This is a genomic window from Streptosporangium sp. NPDC050284, assembly GCF_044459525.1.
Taxonomy (GTDB): domain Bacteria; phylum Actinomycetota; class Actinomycetes; order Streptosporangiales; family Streptosporangiaceae; genus Streptosporangium.
The window spans coordinates 489,987-513,529 of the sequence record NZ_JBITIZ010000005.1; the positions used below are offsets into that span (position 1 = coordinate 489,987).

General features: G+C 68.6%; 22 protein-coding genes, 2 tRNA genes and 1 riboswitch. Of the genes, 14 read left to right on the top strand and 10 right to left on the bottom strand.

The window, feature by feature from the left end; all coding sequences use genetic code 11:
- Window positions 1–534: 534 nt before the first annotated feature.
- The 7 genes from ACIBH4_RS15570 to ACIBH4_RS15600 all read left to right on the top strand — a co-directional run bounded on the left by ACIBH4_RS15570 (window position 535) and on the right by ACIBH4_RS15600 (window position 7,970).
- Entirely contained in the window at window positions 535–1,704 is a 1,170-nt protein-coding gene (locus ACIBH4_RS15570; protein ID WP_362514940.1) for a hypothetical protein, read from the top strand.
- Window positions 1,701–3,062, top strand: a complete 1,362-nt coding sequence (locus tag ACIBH4_RS15575) for an MFS transporter (protein WP_362766310.1) — start codon at window positions 1,701–1,703, stop codon at window positions 3,060–3,062. The genes ACIBH4_RS15570 and ACIBH4_RS15575 overlap by 4 nt, the downstream gene beginning before the upstream one ends.
- A gap of 70 nt (window positions 3,063–3,132) precedes the next feature.
- Window positions 3,133–3,837, top strand: coding sequence for an SRPBCC domain-containing protein (locus tag ACIBH4_RS15580; protein ID WP_362766312.1), 705 nt, complete (start codon window positions 3,133–3,135; stop codon window positions 3,835–3,837).
- Between the two features lie 10 nt (window positions 3,838–3,847).
- The gene (locus tag ACIBH4_RS15585; RefSeq protein WP_362514949.1) at window positions 3,848–4,429 is read left to right on the top strand and encodes a flavin reductase family protein; all 582 of its coding nucleotides are present in this window, start codon (window positions 3,848–3,850) and stop codon (window positions 4,427–4,429) included.
- Window positions 4,430–4,558: 129 nt separating this feature from the next.
- Entirely contained in the window at window positions 4,559–5,596 is a 1,038-nt protein-coding gene (locus ACIBH4_RS15590) for an aldo/keto reductase family protein (protein ID WP_362514953.1), read from the top strand.
- 911 nt (window positions 5,597–6,507) lie between these two features.
- Entirely contained in the window at window positions 6,508–7,332 is an 825-nt protein-coding gene (locus ACIBH4_RS15595; RefSeq protein WP_362514955.1) for an AfsR/SARP family transcriptional regulator, read from the top strand.
- A gap of 209 nt (window positions 7,333–7,541) precedes the next feature.
- A complete protein-coding gene (locus ACIBH4_RS15600) occupies window positions 7,542–7,970 on the top strand; it encodes a nuclear transport factor 2 family protein (RefSeq protein WP_362514959.1) in 429 nt (142 codons plus the stop codon).
- Window positions 7,971–8,005: 35 nt separating this feature from the next.
- Here the strand turns inward: ACIBH4_RS15600 and ACIBH4_RS15605 are convergent, their stop codons facing one another.
- From ACIBH4_RS15605 to ACIBH4_RS15620, 4 genes are all read right to left on the bottom strand, one after another.
- Window positions 8,006–8,980: a hypothetical protein gene (locus ACIBH4_RS15605; protein ID WP_362514962.1), complete on the bottom strand. Its 975-nt coding sequence runs from the start codon at window positions 8,978–8,980 to the stop codon at window positions 8,006–8,008.
- A 3-nt stretch (window positions 8,981–8,983) separates the two neighbouring features.
- Window positions 8,984–9,120: riboswitch (cyclic di-AMP (ydaO/yuaA leader) on the bottom strand.
- Window positions 9,121–9,192: 72 nt separating this feature from the next.
- A complete protein-coding gene (galT, locus tag ACIBH4_RS15610) occupies window positions 9,193–10,272 on the bottom strand; it encodes a galactose-1-phosphate uridylyltransferase (protein ID WP_362514965.1) in 1,080 nt (359 codons plus the stop codon).
- On the bottom strand, window positions 10,269–11,069 hold the full coding sequence (locus tag ACIBH4_RS15615) for a DeoR/GlpR family DNA-binding transcription regulator (RefSeq protein ID WP_362514967.1): 801 nt from the start codon (window positions 11,067–11,069) through the stop codon (window positions 10,269–10,271). Before ACIBH4_RS15615 ends, galT begins: the two co-directional genes overlap by 4 nt.
- 84 nt (window positions 11,070–11,153) lie before the next feature.
- Window positions 11,154–11,750 (bottom strand): metal-dependent phosphohydrolase, encoded by a 597-nt coding sequence (locus ACIBH4_RS15620; protein WP_362766314.1) that lies wholly within the window; start codon window positions 11,748–11,750, stop codon window positions 11,154–11,156.
- A 179-nt stretch (window positions 11,751–11,929) separates the two neighbouring features.
- On the opposite strand from ACIBH4_RS15620, the gene ACIBH4_RS15625 reads away from it, so the two are divergent.
- On the top strand, window positions 11,930–12,061 hold the full coding sequence (locus ACIBH4_RS15625; RefSeq protein ID WP_350949513.1) for a hypothetical protein: 132 nt from the start codon (window positions 11,930–11,932) through the stop codon (window positions 12,059–12,061).
- 18 nt (window positions 12,062–12,079) lie between these two features.
- Here the strand turns inward: ACIBH4_RS15625 and ACIBH4_RS15630 are convergent, their stop codons facing one another.
- Window positions 12,080–12,649, bottom strand: coding sequence for a TIGR03086 family metal-binding protein (locus ACIBH4_RS15630; protein WP_362766317.1), 570 nt, complete (start codon window positions 12,647–12,649; stop codon window positions 12,080–12,082).
- Window positions 12,650–12,949: 300 nt separating this feature from the next.
- On the opposite strand from ACIBH4_RS15630, the gene ACIBH4_RS15635 reads away from it, so the two are divergent.
- Entirely contained in the window at window positions 12,950–13,930 is a 981-nt protein-coding gene (locus tag ACIBH4_RS15635) for a choice-of-anchor I family protein (RefSeq protein ID WP_362514996.1), read from the top strand.
- 8 nt (window positions 13,931–13,938) lie between these two features.
- Here ACIBH4_RS15635 and ACIBH4_RS15640 read toward each other — a convergent pair whose 3' ends face one another.
- From ACIBH4_RS15640 to ACIBH4_RS15650, 3 genes are all read right to left on the bottom strand, one after another.
- Complete coding sequence (locus ACIBH4_RS15640; RefSeq protein ID WP_362514974.1) at window positions 13,939–15,612, bottom strand: SpoIIE family protein phosphatase; 1,674 nt, start codon at window positions 15,610–15,612, stop codon at window positions 13,939–13,941.
- A gap of 44 nt (window positions 15,613–15,656) precedes the next feature.
- Window positions 15,657–17,243 carry an NAD(P)/FAD-dependent oxidoreductase gene (locus ACIBH4_RS15645; RefSeq protein WP_362514976.1) on the bottom strand — a complete coding sequence of 529 codons (1,587 nt, stop codon included), beginning with the start codon at window positions 17,241–17,243 and terminating at the stop codon, window positions 15,657–15,659.
- A gap of 104 nt (window positions 17,244–17,347) precedes the next feature.
- Entirely contained in the window at window positions 17,348–17,965 is a 618-nt protein-coding gene (locus ACIBH4_RS15650; RefSeq protein ID WP_362514978.1) for a TetR family transcriptional regulator, read from the bottom strand.
- Between the two features lie 86 nt (window positions 17,966–18,051).
- Between ACIBH4_RS15650 and ACIBH4_RS15655 the strand changes: the two genes are divergently transcribed.
- Both ACIBH4_RS15655 and ACIBH4_RS15660 read left to right on the top strand, forming a co-directional pair.
- Window positions 18,052–18,471, top strand: coding sequence for an NAD(P)-binding protein (locus tag ACIBH4_RS15655; protein ID WP_362766320.1), 420 nt, complete (start codon window positions 18,052–18,054; stop codon window positions 18,469–18,471).
- A 58-nt stretch (window positions 18,472–18,529) separates the two neighbouring features.
- Entirely contained in the window at window positions 18,530–19,333 is an 804-nt protein-coding gene (locus tag ACIBH4_RS15660) for an FAD-dependent monooxygenase (protein ID WP_362766323.1), read from the top strand.
- A 385-nt stretch (window positions 19,334–19,718) separates the two neighbouring features.
- Here ACIBH4_RS15660 and ACIBH4_RS15665 read toward each other — a convergent pair.
- Window positions 19,719–19,792, bottom strand: a tRNA-Gly gene (locus ACIBH4_RS15665).
- 88 nt (window positions 19,793–19,880) lie between these two features.
- On the opposite strand from ACIBH4_RS15665, the gene ACIBH4_RS15670 reads away from it, so the two are divergent.
- Window positions 19,881–19,954 (top strand) — tRNA-Pro (locus ACIBH4_RS15670).
- Between the two features lie 201 nt (window positions 19,955–20,155).
- Here ACIBH4_RS15670 and ACIBH4_RS15675 read toward each other — a convergent pair.
- Window positions 20,156–20,665 carry an ATP-binding protein gene (locus tag ACIBH4_RS15675; RefSeq protein WP_350949519.1) on the bottom strand — a complete coding sequence of 170 codons (510 nt, stop codon included), beginning with the start codon at window positions 20,663–20,665 and terminating at the stop codon, window positions 20,156–20,158.
- A gap of 243 nt (window positions 20,666–20,908) precedes the next feature.
- Between ACIBH4_RS15675 and ACIBH4_RS15680 the strand changes: the two genes are divergently transcribed.
- Both ACIBH4_RS15680 and tig read left to right on the top strand, forming a co-directional pair.
- On the top strand, window positions 20,909–21,775 hold the full coding sequence (locus tag ACIBH4_RS15680) for a helix-turn-helix transcriptional regulator (protein WP_362514983.1): 867 nt from the start codon (window positions 20,909–20,911) through the stop codon (window positions 21,773–21,775).
- A gap of 209 nt (window positions 21,776–21,984) precedes the next feature.
- Entirely contained in the window at window positions 21,985–23,364 is a 1,380-nt protein-coding gene (gene tig, locus ACIBH4_RS15685) for a trigger factor (protein WP_362514986.1), read from the top strand.
- The last annotated feature ends 179 nt before the right edge of the window (window positions 23,365–23,543 follow it).

Below are 23,543 nucleotides of genomic sequence, written 5' to 3' on the forward strand. Positions count from 1 at the left end.
TCGCACAACCCGCCCCCGGCCGTTTGGGCCGGGGGCGGACTCATGTCCGGCACCCCGGGCCCCCGGTCCGAACGACCTCCGGCACCGGGTCGAACCACCGGGGCCAGCGGGTCGCGGAAAAGATTCAAACCCCTGGCCACCAGGCAGGACAACCATATTCAAGAACTGTCAAGGGTGCCGTGAAACCGACGCGAAACCGTCGTGAAACTGCACTCGGAAAAGCTGACTCCGCCAGCAAGGAACAACCCCGAAAGGAGGTGTTTCAGATGCGGAGTGAAGTCTACGCCCCCAGCGAGGTGTACGCCCCCAGCGAGGTCTACGCGCCGAGCGAGGTGTACGCGCCGAGCGAGGTCTACTAATTCGGTGAATTGAACGCCGATATCTGGCGGGAGAGGATTGCATAAGTCTTCTCCCGCCTTTTAACCATACTTGACCATGTGATCGGCTGATCCGGAAAAGAGTGGGGCATTGGCGGGCTTGCACACGTATACGCGCGCGGACGATGTCGCGTGGGGGGATCTGGAATTCCCGCCCGTGGTCGAGTTGGACACCGTCGGACTGCGGCGCAACTGGAGCGCCTGGTTCAGGCTGACCTCCACGGTGGACGGGCCGCTCTGCGCCGAGAGCACCCCCCTGCTGCTCGCCCTGCTGCGCGACGAGAACCAGGACGAACTGCTTCCGCACTGCTCCCTGATCCTGCAGGGAGACTCGCGGTCCTGGCTGGCGAGGCAGGCGAGGCAAGACGTGTTCCTGGGGGACTCGCCGGCGGACGTGGCGGCGAACACCGGACTGGAGCCGTGGCTGTTCCTCAGCCGCCAGATCGCCGAGTGGCCGCATCAGTCCGTACCGCGGCGCGCGGTGCTCGTCAGGATCCTCACGCAGCTCGGGTTCTACCGGATCGCGGCGGAGCTGACCGTCGGTGGCGCCGAAGGCCCCCATCCCGCGGGTGACCACCTCGCCTACGAGACCGCGCGGGCGCTGCGCCAGCATCTGCGCGACTCCGCGGTGACGGACGCCTTCGCCAGGCTCGCCACAGAGGGAGAACTGCCGGTACCGCGCGTACTCTCGTGCACCCAGCTGATCTCGATCCTGTTGCGGGACAGGGGAGGCGAGCGCGGAAGCGACTACTGGATGGCGTACGGCCAGGAGCTGTTGCCCACCCTGAACGAGGTCGAGCCCTGGTCGCGCGCGCTCACGGTGAGCAGGTTCTGGCGGGCCGCGGCCTTTCACCGGATCACGGAGAAGGACGAGTACGGGGCGCGGGAGGCGATGGACGCGGCGTACGAGGCGGGTGCCGAAGCCGAGAGCCTCGCCGCCGACTCGCAGCAGTGGCACAGCGCCAGGGAGAACACCAGGCTGCTCCTGGACGTGACCGTGAAGGCGGGCACCATGCTCCACCCCGCAGAACACGTGGAACAGGCGGCCGAGCAGCTGTTGCGGCTGGATGGCAACGAGCCTTCCGCGCGCTACTTCGCGGGCGCCTGGTTCCAGCGCGAAGGCGACCTCAAGCGGGCGGCCGTGGAGTTCGAGCTCGGTGCCCGGGCGGGTGGTCTTCGGGGAGCCGGCGCGGCGTACAAGGCGGTGCTCTGCCGGCGGCGGCTGGGAGACGCGGACGGAGTCGCGCGCACCACTCGCCTGCTCTTCGAACTCGATCCCGCCGCACTGCTGCCCGAGGACTCCACCCCGGAGGGCGTAGGCGCATGACGACGAGGGAGGTCCCGGGCGGCGGGGACCTGCGGACCACGGCGGAGCCGAGGGGCTCCGGCGCGCTACCGGGCGGGCCGGGAGGACGGCGCCCGGGCTCGAAGATCTCCAGCGGCCTCGGCCGCAACTTCTGGCTGCTCTGGGGAGGCTGGTCGGTTTCGAGCGTGGGAAACGGCCTGACCGTCACCGCGCTGCCGCTGCTGGCCGCCGACCTCACCAGCGATCCGGCGACGCTCTCCCTCGTCGGGATGGCGGACAAGCTCCCCTGGCTGCTGCTCGCCCTGATGGGAGGCGCGCTCGCCGACCGCTGGGACCGGCGCCGGGCGATGTGGGTGTCGGACGCCGTCCGGTGCGCGATCCTCATCGTCCTGTTCGTCGCGGTGCTCGGCGGCTGGGCCTCGATCCCGCTCCTCATGGTGATCGCCTTCAGTATCACGTCGATCGAGACCGTCTACGACAGCTCACGCTCGGCGATCCTGCCGATGGCGGTCTCGCAGGACCGGGAGGCGCTGGAGCGGGCCAACAGCAGGCTGATGACCGCGAACACGGTCGCACTGAAGTTTCTGGGACCGGCGCTCGGCGGCGTGCTCTACACCGTGGGCCGGGCCCTGCCTGTGGGCGTGGACGCCGTCAGCTTCGCTCTGAGCTCCCTCTTCTCGTTCCTCATGCGCGGCGATTTTCGCACCGACGGTGTTCGGGCGGCGACGGCGTCCGGCGCGAAACCCCGGCGCGCGATGCGCGAGGAGATCGGCGAGGGGGTGCGCTGGCTGGCCCGCCATCGTGTGCTCCGCGTGTTCACCCTGGTCGCGGGTCTCACCAACATGTGCACGGTCGGCCAGCTGGCGATGCTGGTGCTGTACGCGCGCCAGGTCATGCTGATCAGCGACGTGGCGTACGGTCTGCTGCTCGCCTCGGTCGCGGTCGGCAGCGTGACGGCGGGCTTCACGTGCCGGATGTTCACCCGTCGGCTGGGACCGGCGAGGTCCGCGCTCGGCGGGGCGATGCTGGGCGCGCTGGGCTTCACGATCCTGGGGTTCACCAGTGAGGTCGCCCTCGTCGCCCTCGGCCTCGCCGTCACCGGCTACACGGCGATGACCTGGAACGTCACGACCGTTTCGATCCGGCAGGCGATCGTCCCGAAGGAGCTGACCGGACGGGTGAGCAGCGTGAACAGGCTGGTGGCCTTCGGGCTGATGCCGGTCGGCATATTCCTGGCCGGCCAGATCGCGACCCACGCCGACCTGGAGGCCGTTTACCGGGTGGGCGGCCTGTTCGGGGCGGCCGTGTCACTCATCGGACTACTGACGCTTTCCAACGCCGCAGTCGAGAGGGCCCTGCACGAGGCGGGAGCCAAGTAGGCGATCGACCGGTGCAACGGCTGAACCCGTGCCCTCGTCGGCACGAATCCCAAGAATGGAGAACGGTGTCATGGCACTCGAAACATCGACGGCACGTGAGATCAAGGTGAGCCGGGAGCGCGTCTGGCAGGCCTGGACCGACCCCAAGGAGGTCCGCGCCTGGCTGAACCTGCACGACGCGAGCGTCCCGGTCGAGCCGGGTGATCCGCTTCGTTGGCACTTCAACCGGGGAGGGAGGGTCGACCTCGTCTTCACGGCGACGCTGCGCGAGGTCAACCCCGGTTTCTCGTGCTCCTACGACTGGGACGTGCCGGGGAACGACGAGCCGACCTCCGTGGAGGTGGAATTCGTCCAGGTCGACGAGGACAGCACCGAGGTGAAGGTGCGCCACTCCGGTTTCAGTGACTCGGTGCGCTCCAGGGTGGAGTTCGACGCCTACGACCACCACTGGTGGCACTACCTGGAGCGGCTCGCGGCCTACCTGGAGCACCGCCCGTTCCAGTTCCACAAGACGCTGACGCCGCCCAAGACGGGCATCATCCCGCTGGGGGTCACCCCGGAGACCGGGATGGTCGTGCAGGATGTGGCGATCAACTCCGCCGCCGAGTTCGTCGGGATCCAGCCCGGCGACGAGATCCACGCCATCGACGGCGTCACGCTCAAGGAGATGGAGGACTTCCACCGTTGGCTCGACGACGCGGTACCCGGGCAGAAGGCGACGTTCACCCTCCAGGACCGCACGGTCGAACTGGTGCTGCGTCCGTTCACGGCATGACGTCCCGACGATGATCACCGTGGACGGCTTCCGGGCCGCACTCGCCCGGTTTCCCAGCGGCGTCACGGTCGTCACGGCACGGGGGGAGCGGGAAGGCTCGCACGGGCTGACCGTGAGCGCCTTCTGCTCCGTCTCCGCCGAACCTCCGCTCGTCCTGGTCTGCCTCGCGCGGTCCGCACGCACGCTGCCCGCCATACAGGAGTCGGGACGCTTCGCGGTGAGCATGCTCCGCCAGCACCACGACGACGTGGCGCGCCTGTTCGCGACGACGGCCGTGGACAAGGTCAAGGGCGGATGGGGGGCACTCACCCCGGACGGCCCGCCGGTCGTCCCCGACGCGCTCTTCTCACTGGAGTGCACCGTGCACAGCGTGCTCACCGCGGGTGACCACGAGGTCGTCATCGGCGCGGTGCAGGCGTACAGCGTGCGTGACGGTGCCCCGCTGATCTACTACAGGAGGGCCTTTCACCCTCTCGCCACCGTCTTCCCCGGAGGTCGCCCAGGCGACCCGTCCCTCCCTCGGGACGACGCGCGTCCGGGCGAGGCGGGCGAGTTCAGAGGTGGGAACGCACACCGGAGCCGCGCGTCCTGACACGTCGGCGGATCGGCGCCCACGCGACCGATCCGCCGTGCCGCGCGCGGAGCAGTATCGTGACCTTCATCTGAAAGGAGGGTCGGGAAGACGGGCTCCTCGTAGGAGGGCGCCGCATCCTGACGGCCAATGGAATATCGCCACCTCGGGCAGAGCGGCCTGATGATCAGCGAAGTCACCTTCGGAAACTGGCTCACCCACGGCGAACTGGTGGATCGGGACCAGGCCGTCGCGTGCATCCGGGCGGCACTCGACGCGGGCATCACCACCTTCGACACCGCCGACGTCTACGCGCGGGGGGCGGCCGAGGAGGTGCTGGGCGCCGCGCTCGACGGGGTGAGACGATCGTCGCTGGTCCTCGCCTCGAAGGTCTGCCTGCCCACCGGCGAGGGACCGAACGATCGTGGCCTGAGCCGCAAGCACATCGTGGAATCCTGCGAGGCGTCCCTGCGCCGGCTGCGTACCGATTACCTCGACCTGTACCAGGCGCATCGTTTCGACGAGACGACCCCGTTGGAGGAGACGCTGATCGCCTTCGACGACCTGGTACGCCAGGGCAAGGTCCTCTATCTCGGCGTCTCCGAGTGGACGGCCCCGCAGATCGCGTCGGCGGTGGCCATCGCCGGCGAGCTCGGGCTGCGCAGCCGCATCGTCTCCAATCAGCCGCAGTACAACATGTTGTGGCGGGTCGTCGAACCGGAGATAGTCCCGCTGTGCCTGCGCGAGGGCATCGGCCAGCTGGCCTTCCAGCCGCTCGCGCAGGGGGTGCTGACCGGCAAGTACCGGCCGGGCCAGGAGCCGCCGGACGGGTCGCGGGGAACGGCCGGCGGGCGGGCTCCCACCTTCATCAGGAGGGTTCTGGGCACGACGCTTCTCGAACGTGTGCAGGCCCTGCTCCCGCTCGCGGGGGAGTGCGGCCTCTCGGCGGCCCAGCTCGCGATCGCCTGGGTGCTTCGGCAGCCGGGGGTCTCCTCGGTGGTCGCCGGTGCCACCAGGCCCGAACAGGTGACCGAGAACGCCTCGGCGTCCGGCAGGACGATCGACGAGGCCGTCCTGAAGCGGGTGGACGAGGTGCTCGGGGACCTCGTCGACCGGGATCCCGCCAAGACCGCGCGGATGATGGCGGTGAAGCCGAGCTGGACGAAGGCCGCTCCGGAGAACGGCTAGCCGCGGGCGCCCGCGTGACTTCACCGCGCGGTTCGCCGAGCCGGGGCTCGGGGGGACAGCGCGCTGTCCGCCGGGAATGCCGGTAACGACATGACCTTATGAAGACATAACGTCATGTCCGTAACTCGTGCGAGATATATCCGCTTATGACAACTTTTCAGCTTGAGGTAAAAGCCACAACTGTGTCCAGCATTTACGTATAATGGCCGGAAGCAGACAAGAGGTATGGGGGCTACCGGATGGCTGTGCGTTTTCGTGTTCTCAGGCAAGTTGAAATCACCGCGGACAGGCACATGGGCGGCTTGGGGCGCCGCCGGTGCGAGCGGTCCGCGTTCATGTCGCCGCGCGTCGAGGAAGGGCACGTCACAGGGCGGCCGCGCGGGATCAGGCGGGAGAGTCGCCGGGCGAAGGCCGGTCACATCCCGCTCGTACGGGCCTTGACCGGGAGCACGGGGCGGGATCCGGCCCTCGGCTGAAGCGGCCGCGCTCGCCGGAGTGGTGTGGCCTGAGCCGCGGTTGTCGCGCCGGAGCGCGCCCGTGATGGTTTCCCCGGGATCGTACGCGCTGTCAGGGGGTTCGCAGCGGGTCCCGTCCCGTCGTCCATGAGGCGAAGGCGGTTCACCACCCCCTTTTGGGCACCCTTTCCGGGTGTTCCCATCGGGTGCGAGGCCGGCGAGGTCCGCGATCCACGTTTCCGGCCGAGCCACAGGCCACCCGTTCCGAGCGCGGCGGCACAGTTCCGCCCTGATCGAGGCGGCGCTTCGTCGAGACGTCGTACGCGCCTGTCATCGACCGACACCTCACGTTCCCGATCCGTGCGCGACCGTCGTTCCGTAACGGCATGCACGGCGGAGAAGACGACATTCCCATGAAGAGGCTGACGTCCCTTTCCCACCCGCGAAGGAAAACACATGTCGCCTAACACCCTCCCGGAGGGCGAGGTACAGTTCCGCGTTCTCGGGGATCTGGCGGTTACCGTGAACGGCGTCGAGGTGCCGATGCCGGCCCAGAAACCACGAAAGTTGTTGAGCATACTGCTCAGCAGAGCGGGGCAGTCGGTGCCCGTCGGGATCCTGTCGGACATCTTGTGGACCGAACAGCCCAAGAATCCGCGGAAGGCGATGCAGGTCTACGTGTTCCGCCTCCGGCATGTTCTCGGCCACGACCGGATCCAGCAGCGGGGTGAGGGCTATGCGCTGGTCACGCATCCCGACGAACTCGATGTCCACAGGTTCGAGGCGCTCGCCAAGCAGGCGCTGAACGCCATGCTCTCCTCCGACATAAAGGATCTGGCGCGCTGTTCGGCGGAGGCGCTCGACATGTGGCGCGGTAGACCGTACGCGGACCTGGCGGAGAGCGCCGTCGCGGACCACGAGGTCAGCCGGCTGGAGGAACTGCGAACCTCACTCCTGGAGCTTCGCATCGGCGCGGACATCGGCCTCGGGAACCACTTCGAGACCATACCCGAGCTGCGCAGCCTGATCATGCGTTTCCCGTTCCACGAACGGTTCCGCACCCTGCTGATGCTCGCCCTCTACCGGACCGGTCGCCAAGGGGAGGCGCTGGAGGTGTTCCAGGAGACCCTCGTGCTGCTCGACCGGGAGCTGGGAATCCTGCCGGGCCAGGAGATGAGCACGACGCACACGCGAATTCTGCAGTCCGACCCCTTCCTGATGTCCGTCGACGCCGTACTGGAATGTCTGGGGGAGGTCGGCCTGAAGGCCGCGCATCGGTGAACCAGGGGCCGGCGCCGTCGACGAGGAGTTCGGAGGTTTGGACGCGCCGCGATCCGGCCCGGTGCGCCGACCCGGCCGCCGCGCCCCGGTTCCGCAGACCTTTGGCGCGCCTCCGGGCGACGGGACACCTACTCCGGCGATAGTTGTGCCCCGCCCCTCGCCCCGTATCGTCCCCACCAGTGATCCCGACGGTATGAGGAAGGATCGGCATGAGCGACGACGCGGTGCGACGCGTTTTCCGGACGGTCGACTCGTTCGACCCCGACGAGTTCGTGCGGTTGCTGGCCGAGGACGCCACGTTGGTGTTCGGCAACGCGGAGCCGAGGGCGGGACGCGAGGCCATCGCCGCCGGGTTGCGGGAGTTCTTCTCCACCATCGGAGGCCTGCGGCACAGGATCGTGCGGAACTGGCAGGTGGACGCCGACGTCATCGCCGAGACCGAGGTGACCTACCGGCGGCTCGACGGCACGGACGTCAGTGTCGTGGCCGTATCGATCTGGCGCACCCGCGACGACGGCCTGATCTCGGACTACCGCATATTCGTCGACCTCGCCCCCCTCCACACGGGCGTGGACGCCGTCGAGCCCGCGTCCACGGGTGCGGCGCCCGCCTTCGCCCACGGGGGCGCCCAGGGGTGAGCCGCCGCTCACGAGACCGGACGCCGCCCCGAAGATCAGTACATCGAGATGTGCGGATGGTCGAAGTGGTTGGCCGTGATGCCGCCTCGGTTCGACATGAACCTCCAGCCGGAGCCGTGGTTGATGCGCTGGCGCCAGATCACGTACTTCACGCCGAGTTTGGCCTTGTTCTTGATGGCCCAGGCGGCGATCTCGTCGCCGAGCGCGAGGTTGGCGGCCGTGGGCATCGCGCCACCGGCGCTCATCATGAAGTCGCAGGCACGGCCCAGAGGATGCTCGCCGCCGTCGTTGACGGCCCGGTAGCAGCCGACCGAGTACGGCAGGTTGAAGCGCCTCATGACGGCGTTGCGCATGATCCGGGTGCGGTCGGTGATGTTGTCGGGGCCGGTGGGCAGCTGCGGCGCCCAGCTGCCGTCGGCGCGACGGCCGGAACCGGTGGGGGCGAGGCGGTCGAGCTTGTTCTTCATGTCGCGGATCAGCTTCTCGGCCTTCTCGCGCTGCGCCTGCACCTCCTTGGCCTCGTCGCCGATCTCGTCGGTGAGCCTGGCGGCCGTCTCGGCCGCCCTCTTCCTGCGTTCGATGCTGTTGACGAAGCCCTCCAGGTGGGCGGCCTGCTGGGCCGTGAGCTGCTCCATCACCGCGGCGGCGCCCATGTCGCCGGAGAACATCAGCGCGGGCAGCCCTCCGCCGCTGCTCTGGTAGCGCAACTGGACGATGGAGTCGACCTCCCGCTTGGCCTCGACGTAGGTCTTCTCGGCCTTTTCCAGGTTCTGCTTGGCGACGATCTCGGCCTTCTGCGCCATCTTGAGCGACTCGCGGGTGGCCGCGTAGGTCTCGATCAGCTTGTCGACCTGCTTGCCGAGCTTGGCCAGCTCGGCGCGGAGCTTGGCCTCGGTGGGCTTGGGGTCCGCGCTTCCGGCGGTGGGGGCGCCGATGGTGAACACGACGATCGAGCTCAGGCAGAGGGCCAGAGACGCACGCCGACGGAACGTGGGGGACGGGGCCGCCACGCACTCTCCTCTCCTTACGCCTACCGGGTTAGCTGACGGGTTCGGGCTGGAGGAAGCCCTTCCACCGAAGTGGTTTCACCCCAGGTGCGGTGGTTCCCCGGCTCCCGGGCAAGGTGCCCGGGATTAGGCAAATCAGCGTTTACAGCCGATGTGGGAAGGATAGTAGTGGTAAACAGCAGGTCATGCGACCTCAAGACGAGACCAAGCGGTAATCAGTTCGTGACAACAGAGCGCAGCAGATGTGCTGTCGCCTCGGGCGACACGTCGTTGACGAAGGCGCCCATCGCCGACTCCGACCCGGCGAGGTATTTCAGCTTGTCCGGCGCGCGGCGGATGCTGAACAGCTCCATGTGCGCGTACGACAGATCACGGCCGGTGGAGGCCGGTGCCTGGTGCCAGGCCGCGATGTACGGCATGGGCACGCCGAAGATCCCGTCGAGGCGGCGGAGTACGTCGGTGTAGAGGGGGCCGAACGCCGCGCGTTCCCCGGCATCCAGCGCGACCAGGTCGGGGACCCTGCGGTGCGGGTAGAGGTGGACCTCCACGGGCCAGCGCGCCGCGGCGGGGACGAAGGCCGTCCAGTGCTCGTTCGAGCCCACCACCCGGATCTCGGCCTCACGCTCCGCGGCCAGGACGTCGGCGAACAGGTTGCCGCCCGTCCGCTCCCTGTGGCGCTCGGCCGCCCCGAGGGTGAGCCTGGTGCGCGGGGTCACGTAGGGGTACGCGTAGATCTGGCCGTGCGGGTGGGCCAGGGTGATGCCGATCTCCGCCCCCCGGTTCTCGAAGCAGAAGACCTGCTCCACGCCGGGCGTCGCCGACAGCTCCGCCGTACGGTCGACCCAGGCCTCCATGACCAGTTCGACCCGCTCGGGGGAGAGCCGCGAGAACGCGGAGTCGTGCTCGGAGGTGAAGCAGACCACCTCGCACCTGCCGACCCCCGGACGGACCTCGCTCAGCCCTCCGATCGGCCGGTGGTCGCCCGGCTGGGCGGAGAACGAGGGGAACCGGTTCTCGAAGACCACCACCTCGTAGTCGGAGGAGGGGACCTCGGTGAGATTGCCCGGGGTCGACGGGCAAAGCGGGCACTCGTTGGCGGGGGGCAGGAAGGTGCGGCTCTGGCGGTGCCCGGCCACCGCGATCCACTCCTCGGTGAGCGGGTCGTAGCGCAGCTCGGAGGCGGCGGGGCGGGGCGGCAGGTCGCGCCGGTCGGGTGCCGTGCGGTCGGCGTCGTCGCGCCGGTCGAAGTAGAAAAGCTCCCGGCCGTCGGCCAGGTGGGTGATCGTACGCTTCATCGGCCGGCGATCTCGCTCTCCCGCTGGGGTTCGGTGATGATCATCTCGCCCACCGAGGCGGCGAGCTCCTCGCGGGCCTCCTCGGTCATGCCGGAGTCGGTGACCACGATGTGGGCCTCGGCCAGCTCGGCGATCGTGCTGATGCCGACCGTGCCCCACTTGGTGTGGTCGGCGAGCACCACCAGGCGGTGCGCGGAGGCGACCAGCTCGCGGTTGGTCTCGGCCTCGAGCAGGTTGGGGGTGGTGAATCCGGCGCGGGTGCTCATACCGTGCACGCCGAGGAAGAGGGTGTCGACGTGGAGGCCGCGGATCGCCGAGACCGCGACCGGGCCGACCAGGGCGTCGGAGGGAGTGCGGACCCCGCCGGTCAGCACGACCGTGCGGTCGGCCCTGAGGGAGCGGTGGAAGACGTCGGCGACCCGGATCGAGTTGGTGATCACGGTCAGCTCGGGCACGTCGACGAGGTGGTGGGCGAGCGTCCAGGTCGTGGTGCCCGCGGAGAGCGCGACGGCCGTGGCCGGCCGGACGAGCCGGGCGGCGTGCCGGGCGATCGTCTCCTTCTCCGCCTGCTGGCGCACCGACTTGGCGGCGAAGCCCGGTTCTTCGGTCGAGCCGGGCCCTGCGGCGGTGGCGCCGCCGTGGACCTTCTCCACCAGGCCGCGCTCGGAGAGCACCTCAAGGTCGCGCCGGATCGTCATGTCGGACACGCCGAGCTCCCGGACGAGATCGGCGACCCTGACCCCGCCGCTGCCGCGCACCCTTTCCAGGATCGCCTGCTGCCGCTGCTGGGCGAGCATTGACTCACTCCCCTTAATCCACCAGATTCCACCAAAATACCACGACCAGGTGGGGGAGGTTGTTGGATTGTGATGGTCGGCCGCTCACAGTCGATCAAGCTCCGCCGTGATGTTCGCCCTCGCCTCCCCCTCCAGGTCGGCGACATGGAAGATCACCGGAAGATCGAGCAGCGAGCGCAGCACGGCGGCCCTTCCCGCCCTGAACGCGTCGTCGGGGACGAAGCCGTACTCCTCGCGCACGGCCGCCGCGTAGGCGGCGTAGACCTCGGGGGAGGAGCCCAGGATCGCCAGGTCCGCGTCGGACAGCACGGCCCCGTCCGTGTCGCCGGACGCGGGTGCGTGCGTGACGGTCAGCCTGACCAGCCGGGCGACCGTCGCCACATCCTCTGCGGGCATCCCCAGCTCCGGCAGCGCGCGCTCGGCCAGCCTCGCGCTCCGCTCCTCGTTGTCCGCGCGTCGCGGGTCGTAGACGGCGTCGTGGAACCAGGCCGCCATCCGTACGAGGTCCGGGTGCCCTGCCTGGTCGGCGAGGGCGTCGACATGGGTGAGCACCGCCTCCAGATGGGCGGTCGTGTGATACCTGCGGTGCGGCTCGTCGTACCGGGTGATCAGTTCGCGGCCGAGGGGGTCGGCCCCCGCGCCGGCGAGGGATCGCCAGCGGGCCATCAGCTTCTCGCTCATGTGACGGAGCCTAGAGTCCGGCCTGACGGGTGAGGAGCCCGGTCACGCGTCCCGTCCAACGGGTGGGGAACGTCAAGACCGGGGAAACGCCGGGGAAATACGGTCCACCGGAGCCGGACCGATCGCCGTCCAGGCCTTGTGTCATGGGCGTTCCAGGAGGAATGTGAAGGTCTGGGCGAGTGAGATCGAGTCCCGTACGGATCCGGAGGAACCTCGGCGAAGGGGTGGTCGGCATGGGCAGACGAGCACGCAAGGCCAGGGCACGCAAGAAGCGCAGGGCCAACCACGGCCGGCGGCCGGCGGCCGGCTGACGGCACGCGCTCCGGCGGTCAGGCGCGGCGGCCCCAGGAGGCGAGCAGCAGGGTCTGCGGGTCGGTGTCTGAGGGAGGCTGCCGGTGCTCCCCGGTGGCCGCGGCCTGCCGGTAGCCGGGCTCCGCGTCGCTGAACCAGGTGGCGCAGGCCTCGACCAACTCGGGATCGAGACGCTCGTCGGCGCCGATGGCGCGGGCCAGGTCCCAGGTGTGGATGAGCGCGTCGGCGAACAGTTCGGTGATGTACTCCCGGCCGGACACGTCGCCGAACGGCAGGTGGACGAGGCGGCCTGGGGCGTGAACGCCTGTCGCCGCCTGGATGGCGGGTACGGCCGAGGTGTCGAAGGCCTTGATGGGATCGTCGCCCAGCAGGTCCCCCTCGAAGGCGTCGCCGACGTCCGCGGAGGTCCCCCCGGCCAGCAGCACGGGGGCCCACAGGTTCTCGCCGACCACGTGGTTGACGAGAGCACGCACGTCCCAGTCGACGCACGGGGTCGGGTTCTCCCACTGCGTGGGGCCGATCCGATGGACAAGAGCGCCGAAGTCCTCCAGTGCGCGGTGGTAAGCCTCGGGTACGTCGATGGTCATCATGCCCCTCCCGATGCCCTCCCGGGTTTCCTCCCGGCTCTCATCTTGACCGTAACCCCTGAACAGCCAGTAGTCATCGCGTCAATGGACATGACCGGCATGCCCGAGGTGCCCAAGGAATTCCGTAGGGTGCACACCTGACCGGGGAGCTTCATTCCACGGTCAGATCGACGTCAGCAGTAAGTCACGATATTTCGCGAAACTTCACCTCATGCGCACCATGACTTTCACCCGGGTAGCCACCGCGGCGGTCACCGGCCTGCTCCTTCTGCCCCTTTCCGCGGTTCCGGTCACCGCCGAATCCGGCCATGGGGGCATCACTTCGACGCCGAGCGGCTGCGGGCCAGGGGAGTGCGGATCACCGGCCCCGGCGCCACCGTGGCCCAGGATCTGGAGCCGGAGTACGTCACCGTCGACGGCGACACCGCTTATGTGACCCTTCAGGAGAACAACGCGCTCGCGATCGTCGACCTGAACCGGGTCGTGGTTCGCGACGTCGTCCCGCTGGGGCTGAAGGACTGGTCGAAGAGCGGGTTCGACGCGTCGGACAAGGACGGGAAGATCGACATCAGAGCCCGGCCGGTGAAGGGCGTGTACCAGCCCGACGCGATCGCGCACTTCCGCGACCGTGGGCGGACCTACCTGGTCACCGCCAACGAGGGCGACGGGCGCGAGTGGGGCTGCCACGCCGACGAGGTCAGGGTCAAGTCGCTGAACCTCGCGCTGCCCGACGCGGAGAACCTCAAGAAGGACGCCGAGCTCGGCCGGCTGAACGTGGCCGCCGACTCGCCCAGGGACGCGAACGGCGCCTACACCGAACTGCACGCGTTCGGCGCCCGCTCGATTTCGGTCAGGTCCACCTCGGGAGCGCTCGTCTGGGACTCCGGCGACCAGTTGGAGCGGCTCGTCGCCGGGGAACTGCCCGGCGCCTTCAACGCCGACAACGAGGAGAACGACTCCTTCGACAGCCGCAGCGACAACAAGGGCCCCGAGCCCGAGGGGATCACGGTCGGTGAGGTGCGTGGCCGGACCTACGCCTTCGCCGGGCTGGAGCGGGTCGGCGGGATCGTCGCCTACGACCTGGGCGACCCGCGCGCCCCGCGCCTGGCCGGCTACGTCAACACCCGTGACTTCACCGGCTCGGTCAAGGACGGCACCGCCGGGGACGTCGGTCCCGAGGGCGTGCTGTTCATCCCCGCCTCCGACAGTCCCACCCGCCGCCCGCTCCTGGCGGTCGGCAACGAGGTCAGCGGCACCACCGCCCTCCACGAGATCCGCTGAGGGCTCGCCTAGGGCAGCCTCTGCTCGATCCAGACGATCTTGCCCTTCGGGGTGAGACGGGATCCCCAGCGGTGGGCGAGCCAGTTGATGAGGTGCAGGCCGCGGCCGGTGTCGCTGCTGGTGGACGCCTCCCGCATGACCGGCTCCGACACCGATCCGTCGGACACCTCGCAGACCAGCGTGGGCCCGCGCAGCAGACGCAGCTCGACCTCGCCCCGGCCGTGCTCGACCGCGTTGGCGACCAGCTCGCTCACCATGAGCTCGGTGTTGTCACTGAGCGAGGACAGTCCCCAGTCGTCGAGCGTGGCCCGGACGAAACGGCGGGCCTGGGAGGCGGAGCGGGGGTCGGAGGGCAGTGACTTCTCCGCGAAGTCCTTCTCCGTCAGCTCCGACACCCTGGCCAGCAGCAGGGCGATGTCGTCACGCTCGTGTCCGGGCCGCTGTGCCCTGATCGTGAGGTCGCAGACCTCCTCCAGGTCGTGGTCGGGACCGGAGAGCAGGCCACGCAACGCGTTGATGCCCTCCTCGATGTCCCGGTTGCGGCTCTCCACCAGGCCGTCGGTGTAGAAGGCGAGCACGGTCCCGCCGGGAAGCGTGAACTCCCGCATCTCGGCGGGCTCGTTGCCGATGCCCAGGGGGAGCCCCGGCGGCAGCTCCAGCAGTTCGGTCTCGCCGCCGGGCTGTACCAGGATCGGCGGCACGTGTCCCGCACAGGCGATCGCGCACCGCCGCGTGACAGGGTCGTAGGTGGCGTACACGCATGTGGCGATCTGGCTGGCGTCCAGGTCCTGGCTCATCAGGTTGAGCCGGAACAGCACGTCGGCCGGGCTCAGGTCCAGGCTGGCCAGCGTGCGCGCGGCCGTGCGGAGCTGGCCCATGGTGGCGGCCGCTCTGATGCCGTGCCCCATCACGTCGCCGACGACGAGGGCGACCCGGCAGCCGGGCAGCGGGATCACGTCGTACCAGTCGCCGCCCACCCCGACCAGGTCGCTGGCCGGCAGGTAGCGGGAGGCGATCGTCAGGCCCAGAGGCTGGGAGAGGTCGACGGGCAGCAGGCTGCTCTGCAGGGTCAGCGCGGTGCGGCGCTCGCGGTTGTAGAGGCGCGCGTTGTCGAGGCAGACCCCGGTCCTGGCCGCCAGTTCCTCGGCCAGGTTGACGTCCTGCTCGTCGAAGGGCTGGCTGGTGGGTCTGCGGGTGAAGATGACGAAGCCCAGCACCCGGCCACGCGCCTTCAGCGGCACCACCAGGAACGAGCTGTCCTCCAGCACCTTCGACACCGAGTCACGCTTCCAGAACCGCCCGATCTCCTCGGCGGTCCTGCGCCCCAGGCGCGGATAGAGGATCGGGTTGCCGGTCGCCATGCACCGGGCGTAGGGGGTCCAGGCCTCGTAGACGGCGACCTCGTCCACGGGAAACGCCCTGGCGTACTCGCCGGGAGATGGGTCGGCCACGCCGACCGCGATCCGTCGCACCAGCGCCGAGCCGTCGGTGGTCTCCTGGGGAAACTCTCCCTCGGTCACCAGCCGGTCCTGTACGAGGATGCCCGCCGCGTCCGCGAAGCGCGGCACGGCGACGTCCATCAACTCCCTGCCGGTCTCGAACACGTCCAGTGTGCTGCCGATGCGTTTGCTGGCGGCGTTGAGCAGGGACAGCTGCTCGTGCATGGACGCGGGGCTGCCCATCCTGAACCCTGGCGTGGCTGGATTTTTTGTGACGAAACGGGACTTCACTCGCTCCACCGGGGTGCGGGAACCGGCGTCCACCAGGTTTCCAGTTCGAGGTCTTCTGCGATGGCGTTGGCGCCGTTGTATCCGGGGGCCGCGGAGACCGAGCCGCCCGGGTGACTGCTGGCGCCGCAGAGGTAGAGGCCGTCGACAGGGGTGCGGTACTGGCCCATCTCGGGGACCGGGCGGTTGCCGCCCAGCTGGGACGGCTCGTAGGCCCCCACGTGATGACTGCCGCGCACCATGTTGACGCAGTGCCGCTCGATATCGAGTGGCGAGAAGACCCGTCTACCCAGGACGGCGCCCCCCGCGAGGTTGGGGGCGTATTCGGCCCACTCGGCGAGCAGCCGCTCCCCGACCTCCTCGCGCCGCAGGTCCCAGTTGGCCGGGTCGCCGCCGAGGTCGTACGGGGCCCACGGCCACCAGAAAGCCACGTGCTTGCCGGCGGGGGCGTACGAGGGATCGAACAGCGAGGGGCACGCGCCGTTGCCGGCCAGCCGCTCGGGCAGCTCCCCCCGGTGGATCTGGTCGAAGGTACGGCCGAGCTGCTCGCTGTCGTCGGCGCCGAGCACCACGAGGAAGGCCCGGTCCACGTCGGGCTCGAACTCGGCGGCCCGGTAGCGCGGCGCCTCGTCGAGCGCGAGGTGAAGGGTGACGAGGCTGTGCGCGGCCCACTTGTAGTCCTCGACCTTGGCCGTGATCTCCGCGCCGAAGTTCTCCGGACCGGCGAGCCGCACGGTCTGGGGGGCGTCCACCGCGCTGGCCACGAACCTGCGGGCGGTGAGCACGTCGCCGGTGGCGAGCCGTACCCCGGTGGCCCGCCCGTCGTCGACCAGGATCCGCTCGACATGGGCGCCGGTCACCACGGTGCCGCCGTGCTCCTCGATGACGGCGCGCAGCGCGCTCGCGACGTTGGCCGCACCTCCCACCGGCACCCCGAGCCTGGCGATACGCGACAGCAGCCGGGGGAGGAAGCCGCCGGTGCCGGGAACGTTCTCGATGGAGATCGCGTGCAGGAAGGATTTGAACAGCACCCTGACCTGGTCGCTCTCGAAGTTTCTGTCGACGGCCTCGTACAGCGAGAGCGGCATGTAGCTCATCATGTCGCGTCCCAGGTCACCCTTGATCCGCTCGGCGAGCACCGGCGGCGGCAGTGGCCTGGAGTACAGGAAGCCGTTCATCAGCCCCCTGGCCGCCTCGGCGTAGCGCTCGTACAACTCCAGCCAGCGCTCGGCGTCGGCCCTGGAGAAGCGGGCGAAGGATTCGGCGGTGCGCTTGGGGTCGGTGTAGACCGTGATCGCCCGGCCGTCCCTGAAGACCGTGGCGTGCTGGGTCTCGGGGTAGATGTAACGCAGGCCGTACCGCTGAAGCTCCAGGTCCGCGGGGACCGGGCCCTCCTCCAGGAAGTGGTAGCTGCTGTGAGTGTTGTGCCGGAACCCCGGGAGGGTGAGCTCCTGGGTGCTGCAACCGCCACCCGCGACGTCATTGCGCTCGACGACCGCGACCGACAACCCCGCCTTCGCGAGGTAGGCGGCGCACGTGAGGCCGTTGTGACCTCCGCCCACGATGACGCCGTCGAACTCCGACACTTTCCCTCCAGGGGCAGTCTGACTTCTGGTTATGGAGGATTGTAAAGAATGATCTACATGCGAACCTCGTGTTTAACAGAGATTCATAGATATTTCCATACGAACTAGGACTTGTCGGTGTTGAGGTGGCGGAGCAGGCGTGCCAGTTGCTCCCCGTAACGCTCCCCGAACTCCTCCGACGCCGGATCATCCCCGCAGATCGCGCGGACCAGCTGCGGGAATATCGCTCCGGCGTCTGCCGCGGCGAAGAGCATCAGGAGCAGGTACGCGGGATCCAGGTCGGCGGGGAACTCCCCCTCCGCCTGCCGCCTGCGCAGGTCCTCGACGTTGTCCCGCATGTCCCTGAGCAGCGCGGAGTCCTCCTCGCCGTCGTCCTGCAGCCCGCCCCAGATGAGGATCCTGGCGAGGTCGCGGTCACGCACGGTCGCGGTGACGTAGCCGCGTACCAGTTCGGGCAGCGTCGGCGGTGGTGACGTTCCGGCGAAGGTGCTCTCCTTGCCCTGCCAATCCGCCGTGAGCGCCTTGAGCAACCCTTCCTTCCCGCCGAAATAGTAAGAGATGAGCTGTTTGTTCACTCCGGCTCTGGCGGCTATCTCGCTCACCCTCGTTCCGGCGAATCCCTTGGCGGAGAACTCGGCCTTGGCCGCCTCGACGATGCGCCTCTTGGTGCGCTCGGGATCACGCCTGCGCTCCACGGGGGCGCGGCGAGAGGGCTTGTCCATGCCTCACGGTAACACCGGCCAACCGTCGGGATGAATCTATCAACCTTTTGGTTGATAGATTCATCCATATAGTTGATAGTGGTGCCATGACGAACATGAGAGTCGCCGTCGTCGGAGGCGGGATCGGCGGTCTCTGCCTGGCGCAGGGGCTGCACGGCGCGGGGGTCGACGTGACGGTCTACGAGCGCGACCGCACCCCCTCCGACCGGCTCCAGGGCTACCGCGTCCACATCGACCCCGACGGCTCCCGGGCCCTGCGCGACTGCCTGCCCCCCGAGTTGTGGGAGGCGTTCCTGGCCACCTCTGGCCGAGGCGCCCAGGACTTCCGCTTTCTCAGCCACCGGATGAGACCACTGCTGACCCTGGAAAGTCCGCCCGTGACCGATCCGGTGGACGCCCACCACTCGGTCAGCAGGATCACCCTGCGGCAGATCCTGCTGTCCGGCCTCGAAGGGCCCTCCGGGTGTCGTCCGGTTCGGCAAGACCTTCGAGGGCTACACCCGTGACCCCGAAGGCACCGTCACCCTGCGCTTCGCCGACGGCACCGCCGAGACCGCCGACATCGTGATCGCCGCCGACGGCGGCAACTCCCGCGTCAGACGCCAGTACCTGCCGCACGCGCGCCGCGTCGACACCGGCATCGTCACGATCGCGGGCAAGTTCCCGCTCACCGCCGCCACGCGCCCTCTGGTCGACCCCGGCCTGTACGAGACCATCAACATGGTCATCCCGCCGAGGGGCCTCGGCATGTTCGCCGCGCCGCACGACCTCGCGGCCGCCGGGGACGCAGGAAGTGCGGTCCTGCCGCCGGGGGTCGGCAGGACCGAACGGGAGGGTGCCCTGTTCGACAACACCGGCGGCTACGTCATGTGGGCCTTCGGCGCCGCGACCGGCCGCTTCCCCCACGACCTCGCCACGATGGACGGTGAGCGGCTGAGGGAGACCGTGACCCGGATGACCGAGGGCTGGCACCCGGACCTGCGCACACTGGTCACCGCCTCCGACCCCGACACCGTCTCGCTGCTGCCGATCCGCACCTCGGTGCCGATCGGCCCCTGGCCCGCCACGAACATCACCCTGCTCGGAGACGCGATCCACAGCATGACCCCGATGCGGGGGATCGGCGCCAACGTCGCCTTACGCGACGCCCGGTCGCTTCGCGACGCTCTCACCGGTGGCGGCGACCCTGTCGCTGCCATCGCCGCCTACGAGGCGAAGATGCGCGAGTACGGCTTCGCCGCCGTGCGCGACTCCCTCAAGGCGGCCCACCGGTTCGTGGACGAGAACCCGGTGGCCCGGGCCGGCCTGAGGACCTTCCTGCGCGCCGCCGGGCACCTCACGGCCCTGAGGCGCAAAGCCTCCTTGTGAGATCCGGCGCCTCACCCGTCACGCCGGCGCCCCAGCCCTTCGACCGGGTGAAGCGGATGTGGTTGCCGGAGGGGCGCGAAGGCCGCAGCCGATCCCGTACGAAGATCCGTGACCTCCTCGGACGGGGATGGGGGAAACAGATTGGAAGGCCCGTTGGTCTCGGGCGGATCGGTAACGCCTTGGCATCGAATGGCGGGGCGGCATCGGAGAGCCGACGGCCCACGAGTGGGGTCCGTGACCAGGTCATCGCGGGGGCGCTCGGCAGGGCATTCAAGAAAGTCCGGGAAAACGTGCTCGAAAACCATCGGGCGCGTAAGTTTCCGAAGCTTTGGGGAAAGACGAAAGGCCAGGTCGCCGCATATGGGCTGACCTGGCCTTTCGTCGTTGGAGCGGACGACGGGAATCGAACCCGCGTAGCCAGTTTGGAAGACTGGGGCTCTACCATTGAGCTACGTCCGCGCGAGCCGGCGTCAGTCTGGTCTAGACTTCATCCGTTCGTCAGGGCGTAAGCGTACCGGAGTTCCGGAGCGTGCGCGCACTCGACCTACGGGGTGTGGCGCAGCTTGGTAGCGCACCTGCTTTGGGAGCAGGGGGCCGCAGGTTCAAATCCTGTCACCCCGACGCGTGCCGGGCATCGGTTCCGACCGGTGCCCGGTTCTTCGTTCAGGAGGGCGAGTGGCTCTTCGCGGCGCTCGCTTGGGACGGGCGCCGTCCGAGCTGAACGAGCCCGTCATTCAGCACTCTTCGCGGCGCGCGCGTGGGGCGGGCGGGTCAAGGGCGCCCGCGGAGAAACGCGGAAATGATCCCACTGTGGTGGGAATGTCAGGAGTGAGGGCTGAAGAAGGCCCAGACGGCCTTGCCGCCGCAGTTGAGGTGGTCCCAGCCCCAGCCCTGGCTGTAGGTCTCCACGATGTAGAGGCCCCGGCCGTTCTCCGAGACGAAGTCGGGCTCCTTGGGCGTCGGCACCTCGTTGCTCGGGTCCGTCACTGCCAGGAGCACGTGGGGCGAGAGGTGCACCAGGACGAGCGTGATCGGGTTGATCTCCGTCCGGCCGGGCGGACACAGCGCGTAACGGACCGCGTTGGTGACGAGTTCCGAAACCACTAGCGCTGCGTCATCGCTGAGTTCCGCCAGCCCCCAGTCGTGGAATGTGGAACGTGTCACGTCCCTGGCGGTCTTCACCGAGTCGGCCTGATTGGGCAGGGGACACGCGGTGGCGCCGGAGTGGTTGGCCTCCAGTAGCTCGTCAAAGCCCACTTGGCGGGTCGCCTGCAGGTAGTCGGCAGCCGATTTCGGCTCCTCCACCATCCTGCCGGTACCTCCCGCTGTCATCGTGAGTCTCCGTACTACTTGAGAGTTTTCAGAGCTTGTGCACCATAAGCCCAATATGCACTAGGCCATCATGGGTCACCGGCACGTCCGCTGCAAGACCCAAATGCACGTGCAGTTGCAATGTGCAGCCGCATGGGCGGTTAGGACGTCGACTTGGCGAATTGGGCAGGGAGTTGAGACCTTGTCATAGCGGCCGGAAGTAGTGACACTGTGTGCGCTGGCCCAAGTACAGAGGGAGGCGAAGTGACGCAGGTTCAACCGGGATCGGGTCCCACAGCGCTGCGTATCCTTTTAGGCTCCCAACTGCGCCGCCTGCGTGAGGCCAAGGGGCTGTCGCGCGAGGAGGCGGGCCATCTGATCCGCGGATCCGAGTCCAAGATCAGCAGGATGGAACTCGGCAGGGTCGGCCTGAGAGAACGCGACGTGGCGGACCTGCTCACCTTCTACGGGGTGGAGGACGAGCAAGCCCGGTCGGCGGTGATGGATCTGCTGCTCAGAGCCAACGAGCCCGGCTGGTGGCACCGGTTCAACGACCTGCTGCCCTCATGGTTCCAGACGTACGTCGGCCTTGAGGAGGCGGCCTCCCGGATCCGTACCTACGAGGTGCAGTTCGTACCGGGCCTGCTGCAGACGAAGGAGTACGCCAGGGCGGTCATCACTGCGGGGAGCGCCGGCATCGCGCCCGAGGAGATCGCCCGCCGCATCGATCTGCGCATGCAGCGCCAGCAGGTGCTCAGCCGACCCGACGGCCCCTTCTTCTGGGCCGTGATCGACGAGGCCGCCCTGCGGCGTCCGATCGGCGGCGCGGACGTCATGCGGGCCCAGCTGGAGCATCTGCTCGACCTCATGCGGCAGCCGAACATCACGATCCAGGTCATGCCCTTCAGCTTCGGCGGTCACAGCGCGGAGGGCGGCGCCTTCAGCGTGCTCCGCTTCAACGACAACGAACTCCCCGACGTCGTCTACGTCGAACAGCTGGCCAGCGCCCTCTACCTGGACAAGCGTGAGGACGTCGACCGCTACAGCGAGGTCATGGAGCGGTTGTGCGCGGTCAGCACCACGCCCGGCGAGACGAACGACATCCTGCGGCGAATCATCAAGGAGGACTGAGCGGCCATTGGTCGCTCCCTGGTGCCGCTCTGCCTTAGACTGGCCAGCGGCGCTGAACACCCGCCGCTGTGGAGCATGCCCTAATCTCGCGTGTCTCGACGGCTGTGCCAGGTGCCGCTCATGTGGGCGCGGCGCGCGAGCTTGCCGCGGTAGCCGTTAAGTCCTGACGCGCCCGCGATCACTCGAAGCTTGATCAAGGAGACGACCCCGTGAAGACCGCTGTGGAGGAGCTCAGCCCGACCCGGGTAAGGCTTACCGTCGAGGTGCCGTTCGAGGAGCTCGGCGAGAGCCTGCAGGCGGCGTACAAGAAGGTCGCGCAGCAGGTGCGCGTCCCCGGGTTCCGCCCCGGCAAGGTTCCGGCTCGCATCATCGAGCAGCGGTTCGGCCGCGCCGTGGTGCTGGAGGAGACCCTCAACGACGCGGTGCCCAAGCTTTACGGCCAGGCCGTCGACGAGAGCGACATCTTCCCGGTCAGCCAGCCGGAGATCGAGGTCACCAAGATCGAGGACGGCCAGCAGGTCGAGTTCACCGCCGAGGTGGATGTTCGTCCCGGCTTCGAGGTCCCCGACTACCAGGGCATCGAGGTGACCGTCCCGGTCTCCGAGGTCTCCGAGAAGGACATCGAGGAGCAGCTGAACGGCCTGCGTCAGCGTTTCGCCACGCTGACCGGCGTCGAGCGCCCCGCGGCCTCCGGCGACTTCGTCGTCATGGACCTGGCCGCCGCGATCGACGGCGTCAACATCGAGGAGCAGCAGGCCAACGACGTCTCCTACGAGGTCGGTGCCGGCTCGGTGCTGCAGGGGCTGGACGACGCCCTGGTCGGCCTGTCCGCGGGTGAGACCAAGGAGTTCACGACCAACCTGGTCGGCGGCGAGAACGCCGGCGAGGAGGCCGTGGTCACCATCACCGTCAAGAGCGTCAAGGAGAAGGTCCTCCCCGAGCTCGACGACGAGTTCGCCCAGCTCGCCAGCGAGTTCGACACCCTCGACGAGCTCAAGGCGAGCATCAGCGAGACGGCCCGCCGTAACAAGCTGATCGACCAGGTCGTCCAGGCTCGCGAGAACGCCCTCGCCGCCCTGCTCGACAAGATCGACATTCCGCTGCCCGAGAGCGCGCTCAAGGCCGAGGTCGACAACCGCAAGCACAACCTTGAGCACCAGATCGCCGAGAGTGGCCTGAGCAGGGAGGCATATTTCCGCCTCTACCAGACCACCGAGGAGGAGCGCTTCGCGGAGTTCGACGAGAGCGCCGCCAAGGCGCTCAAGACGGGCTTCGTCCTCGACAAGATCGTCAAGAGCGAGGACCTCGGTGTCAGCGAGCAGGAGCTGACCAACTTCGTGGTGCGCCGCGCCATGCAGATGAACGTCGCGCCCAACACGCTGGCCCAGCACCTGGCCGACAACGACCAGCTCACGCTGGCCATGGTCGAGATCGTCCGCGACAAGGCCAAGAGCGTCATCGGCGACGCCGCCAAGGTGACCGACGAGGCCGGCAACGAGGTCGACCTCAAGGCCATCTACACCGAGATCAACGGTGAGGAGGTCTCCGAGGAGGCCGACGACACCGAGGTCGAGGCCGCCGCCAAGTAGTCTCCGGCCGAGCGGGAGACCGGATTCGTCCGCTGTCTCCGCCGCCCGGCGCCCCCGCCGCGTTCCGCGCGACGGGGGCGTCTTCGTCCCCGGATGAGGGTGCGCGTGCCGCAGGGCGATGCCTGGGGGGTCTTCGGTATCTCCCCGGACCTCTCTCTACCCGAGAGCTTCGAAGGCTC

Bases quoted from the DNA above. Each gene is read 5' to 3' on its own strand.
- ACIBH4_RS15575 (WP_362766310.1), top strand. From the start codon at position 1,701: ATGACGACGAGGGAGGTCCCGGGCGGCGGGGACCTGCGGACCACGGCG.
- ACIBH4_RS15580 (WP_362766312.1), top strand. From the start codon at position 3,133: ATGGCACTCGAAACATCGACGGCACGTGAGATCAAGGTGAGCCGGGAG.
- ACIBH4_RS15585 (WP_362514949.1), top strand. From the start codon at position 3,848: ATGATCACCGTGGACGGCTTCCGGGCCGCACTCGCCCGGTTTCCCAGC.
- ACIBH4_RS15590 (WP_362514953.1), top strand. From the start codon at position 4,559: ATGGAATATCGCCACCTCGGGCAGAGCGGCCTGATGATCAGCGAAGTC.
- ACIBH4_RS15595 (WP_362514955.1), top strand. From the start codon at position 6,508: ATGTCGCCTAACACCCTCCCGGAGGGCGAGGTACAGTTCCGCGTTCTC.
- ACIBH4_RS15600 (WP_362514959.1), top strand. From the start codon at position 7,542: ATGAGCGACGACGCGGTGCGACGCGTTTTCCGGACGGTCGACTCGTTC.
- galT (WP_362514965.1), bottom strand. From the start codon at position 10,272: ATGAAGCGTACGATCACCCACCTGGCCGACGGCCGGGAGCTTTTCTAC.
- ACIBH4_RS15615 (WP_362514967.1), bottom strand. From the start codon at position 11,069: ATGCTCGCCCAGCAGCGGCAGCAGGCGATCCTGGAAAGGGTGCGCGGC.
- ACIBH4_RS15620 (WP_362766314.1), bottom strand. From the start codon at position 11,750: ATGAGCGAGAAGCTGATGGCCCGCTGGCGATCCCTCGCCGGCGCGGGG.
- ACIBH4_RS15630 (WP_362766317.1), bottom strand. From the start codon at position 12,649: ATGACCATCGACGTACCCGAGGCTTACCACCGCGCACTGGAGGACTTC.
- ACIBH4_RS15640 (WP_362514974.1), bottom strand. From the start codon at position 15,612: ATGGGCAGCCCCGCGTCCATGCACGAGCAGCTGTCCCTGCTCAACGCC.
- ACIBH4_RS15650 (WP_362514978.1), bottom strand. From the start codon at position 17,965: ATGGACAAGCCCTCTCGCCGCGCCCCCGTGGAGCGCAGGCGTGATCCC.
- ACIBH4_RS15655 (WP_362766320.1), top strand. From the start codon at position 18,052: ATGACGAACATGAGAGTCGCCGTCGTCGGAGGCGGGATCGGCGGTCTC.
- ACIBH4_RS15675 (WP_350949519.1), bottom strand. From the start codon at position 20,665: ATGACAGCGGGAGGTACCGGCAGGATGGTGGAGGAGCCGAAATCGGCT.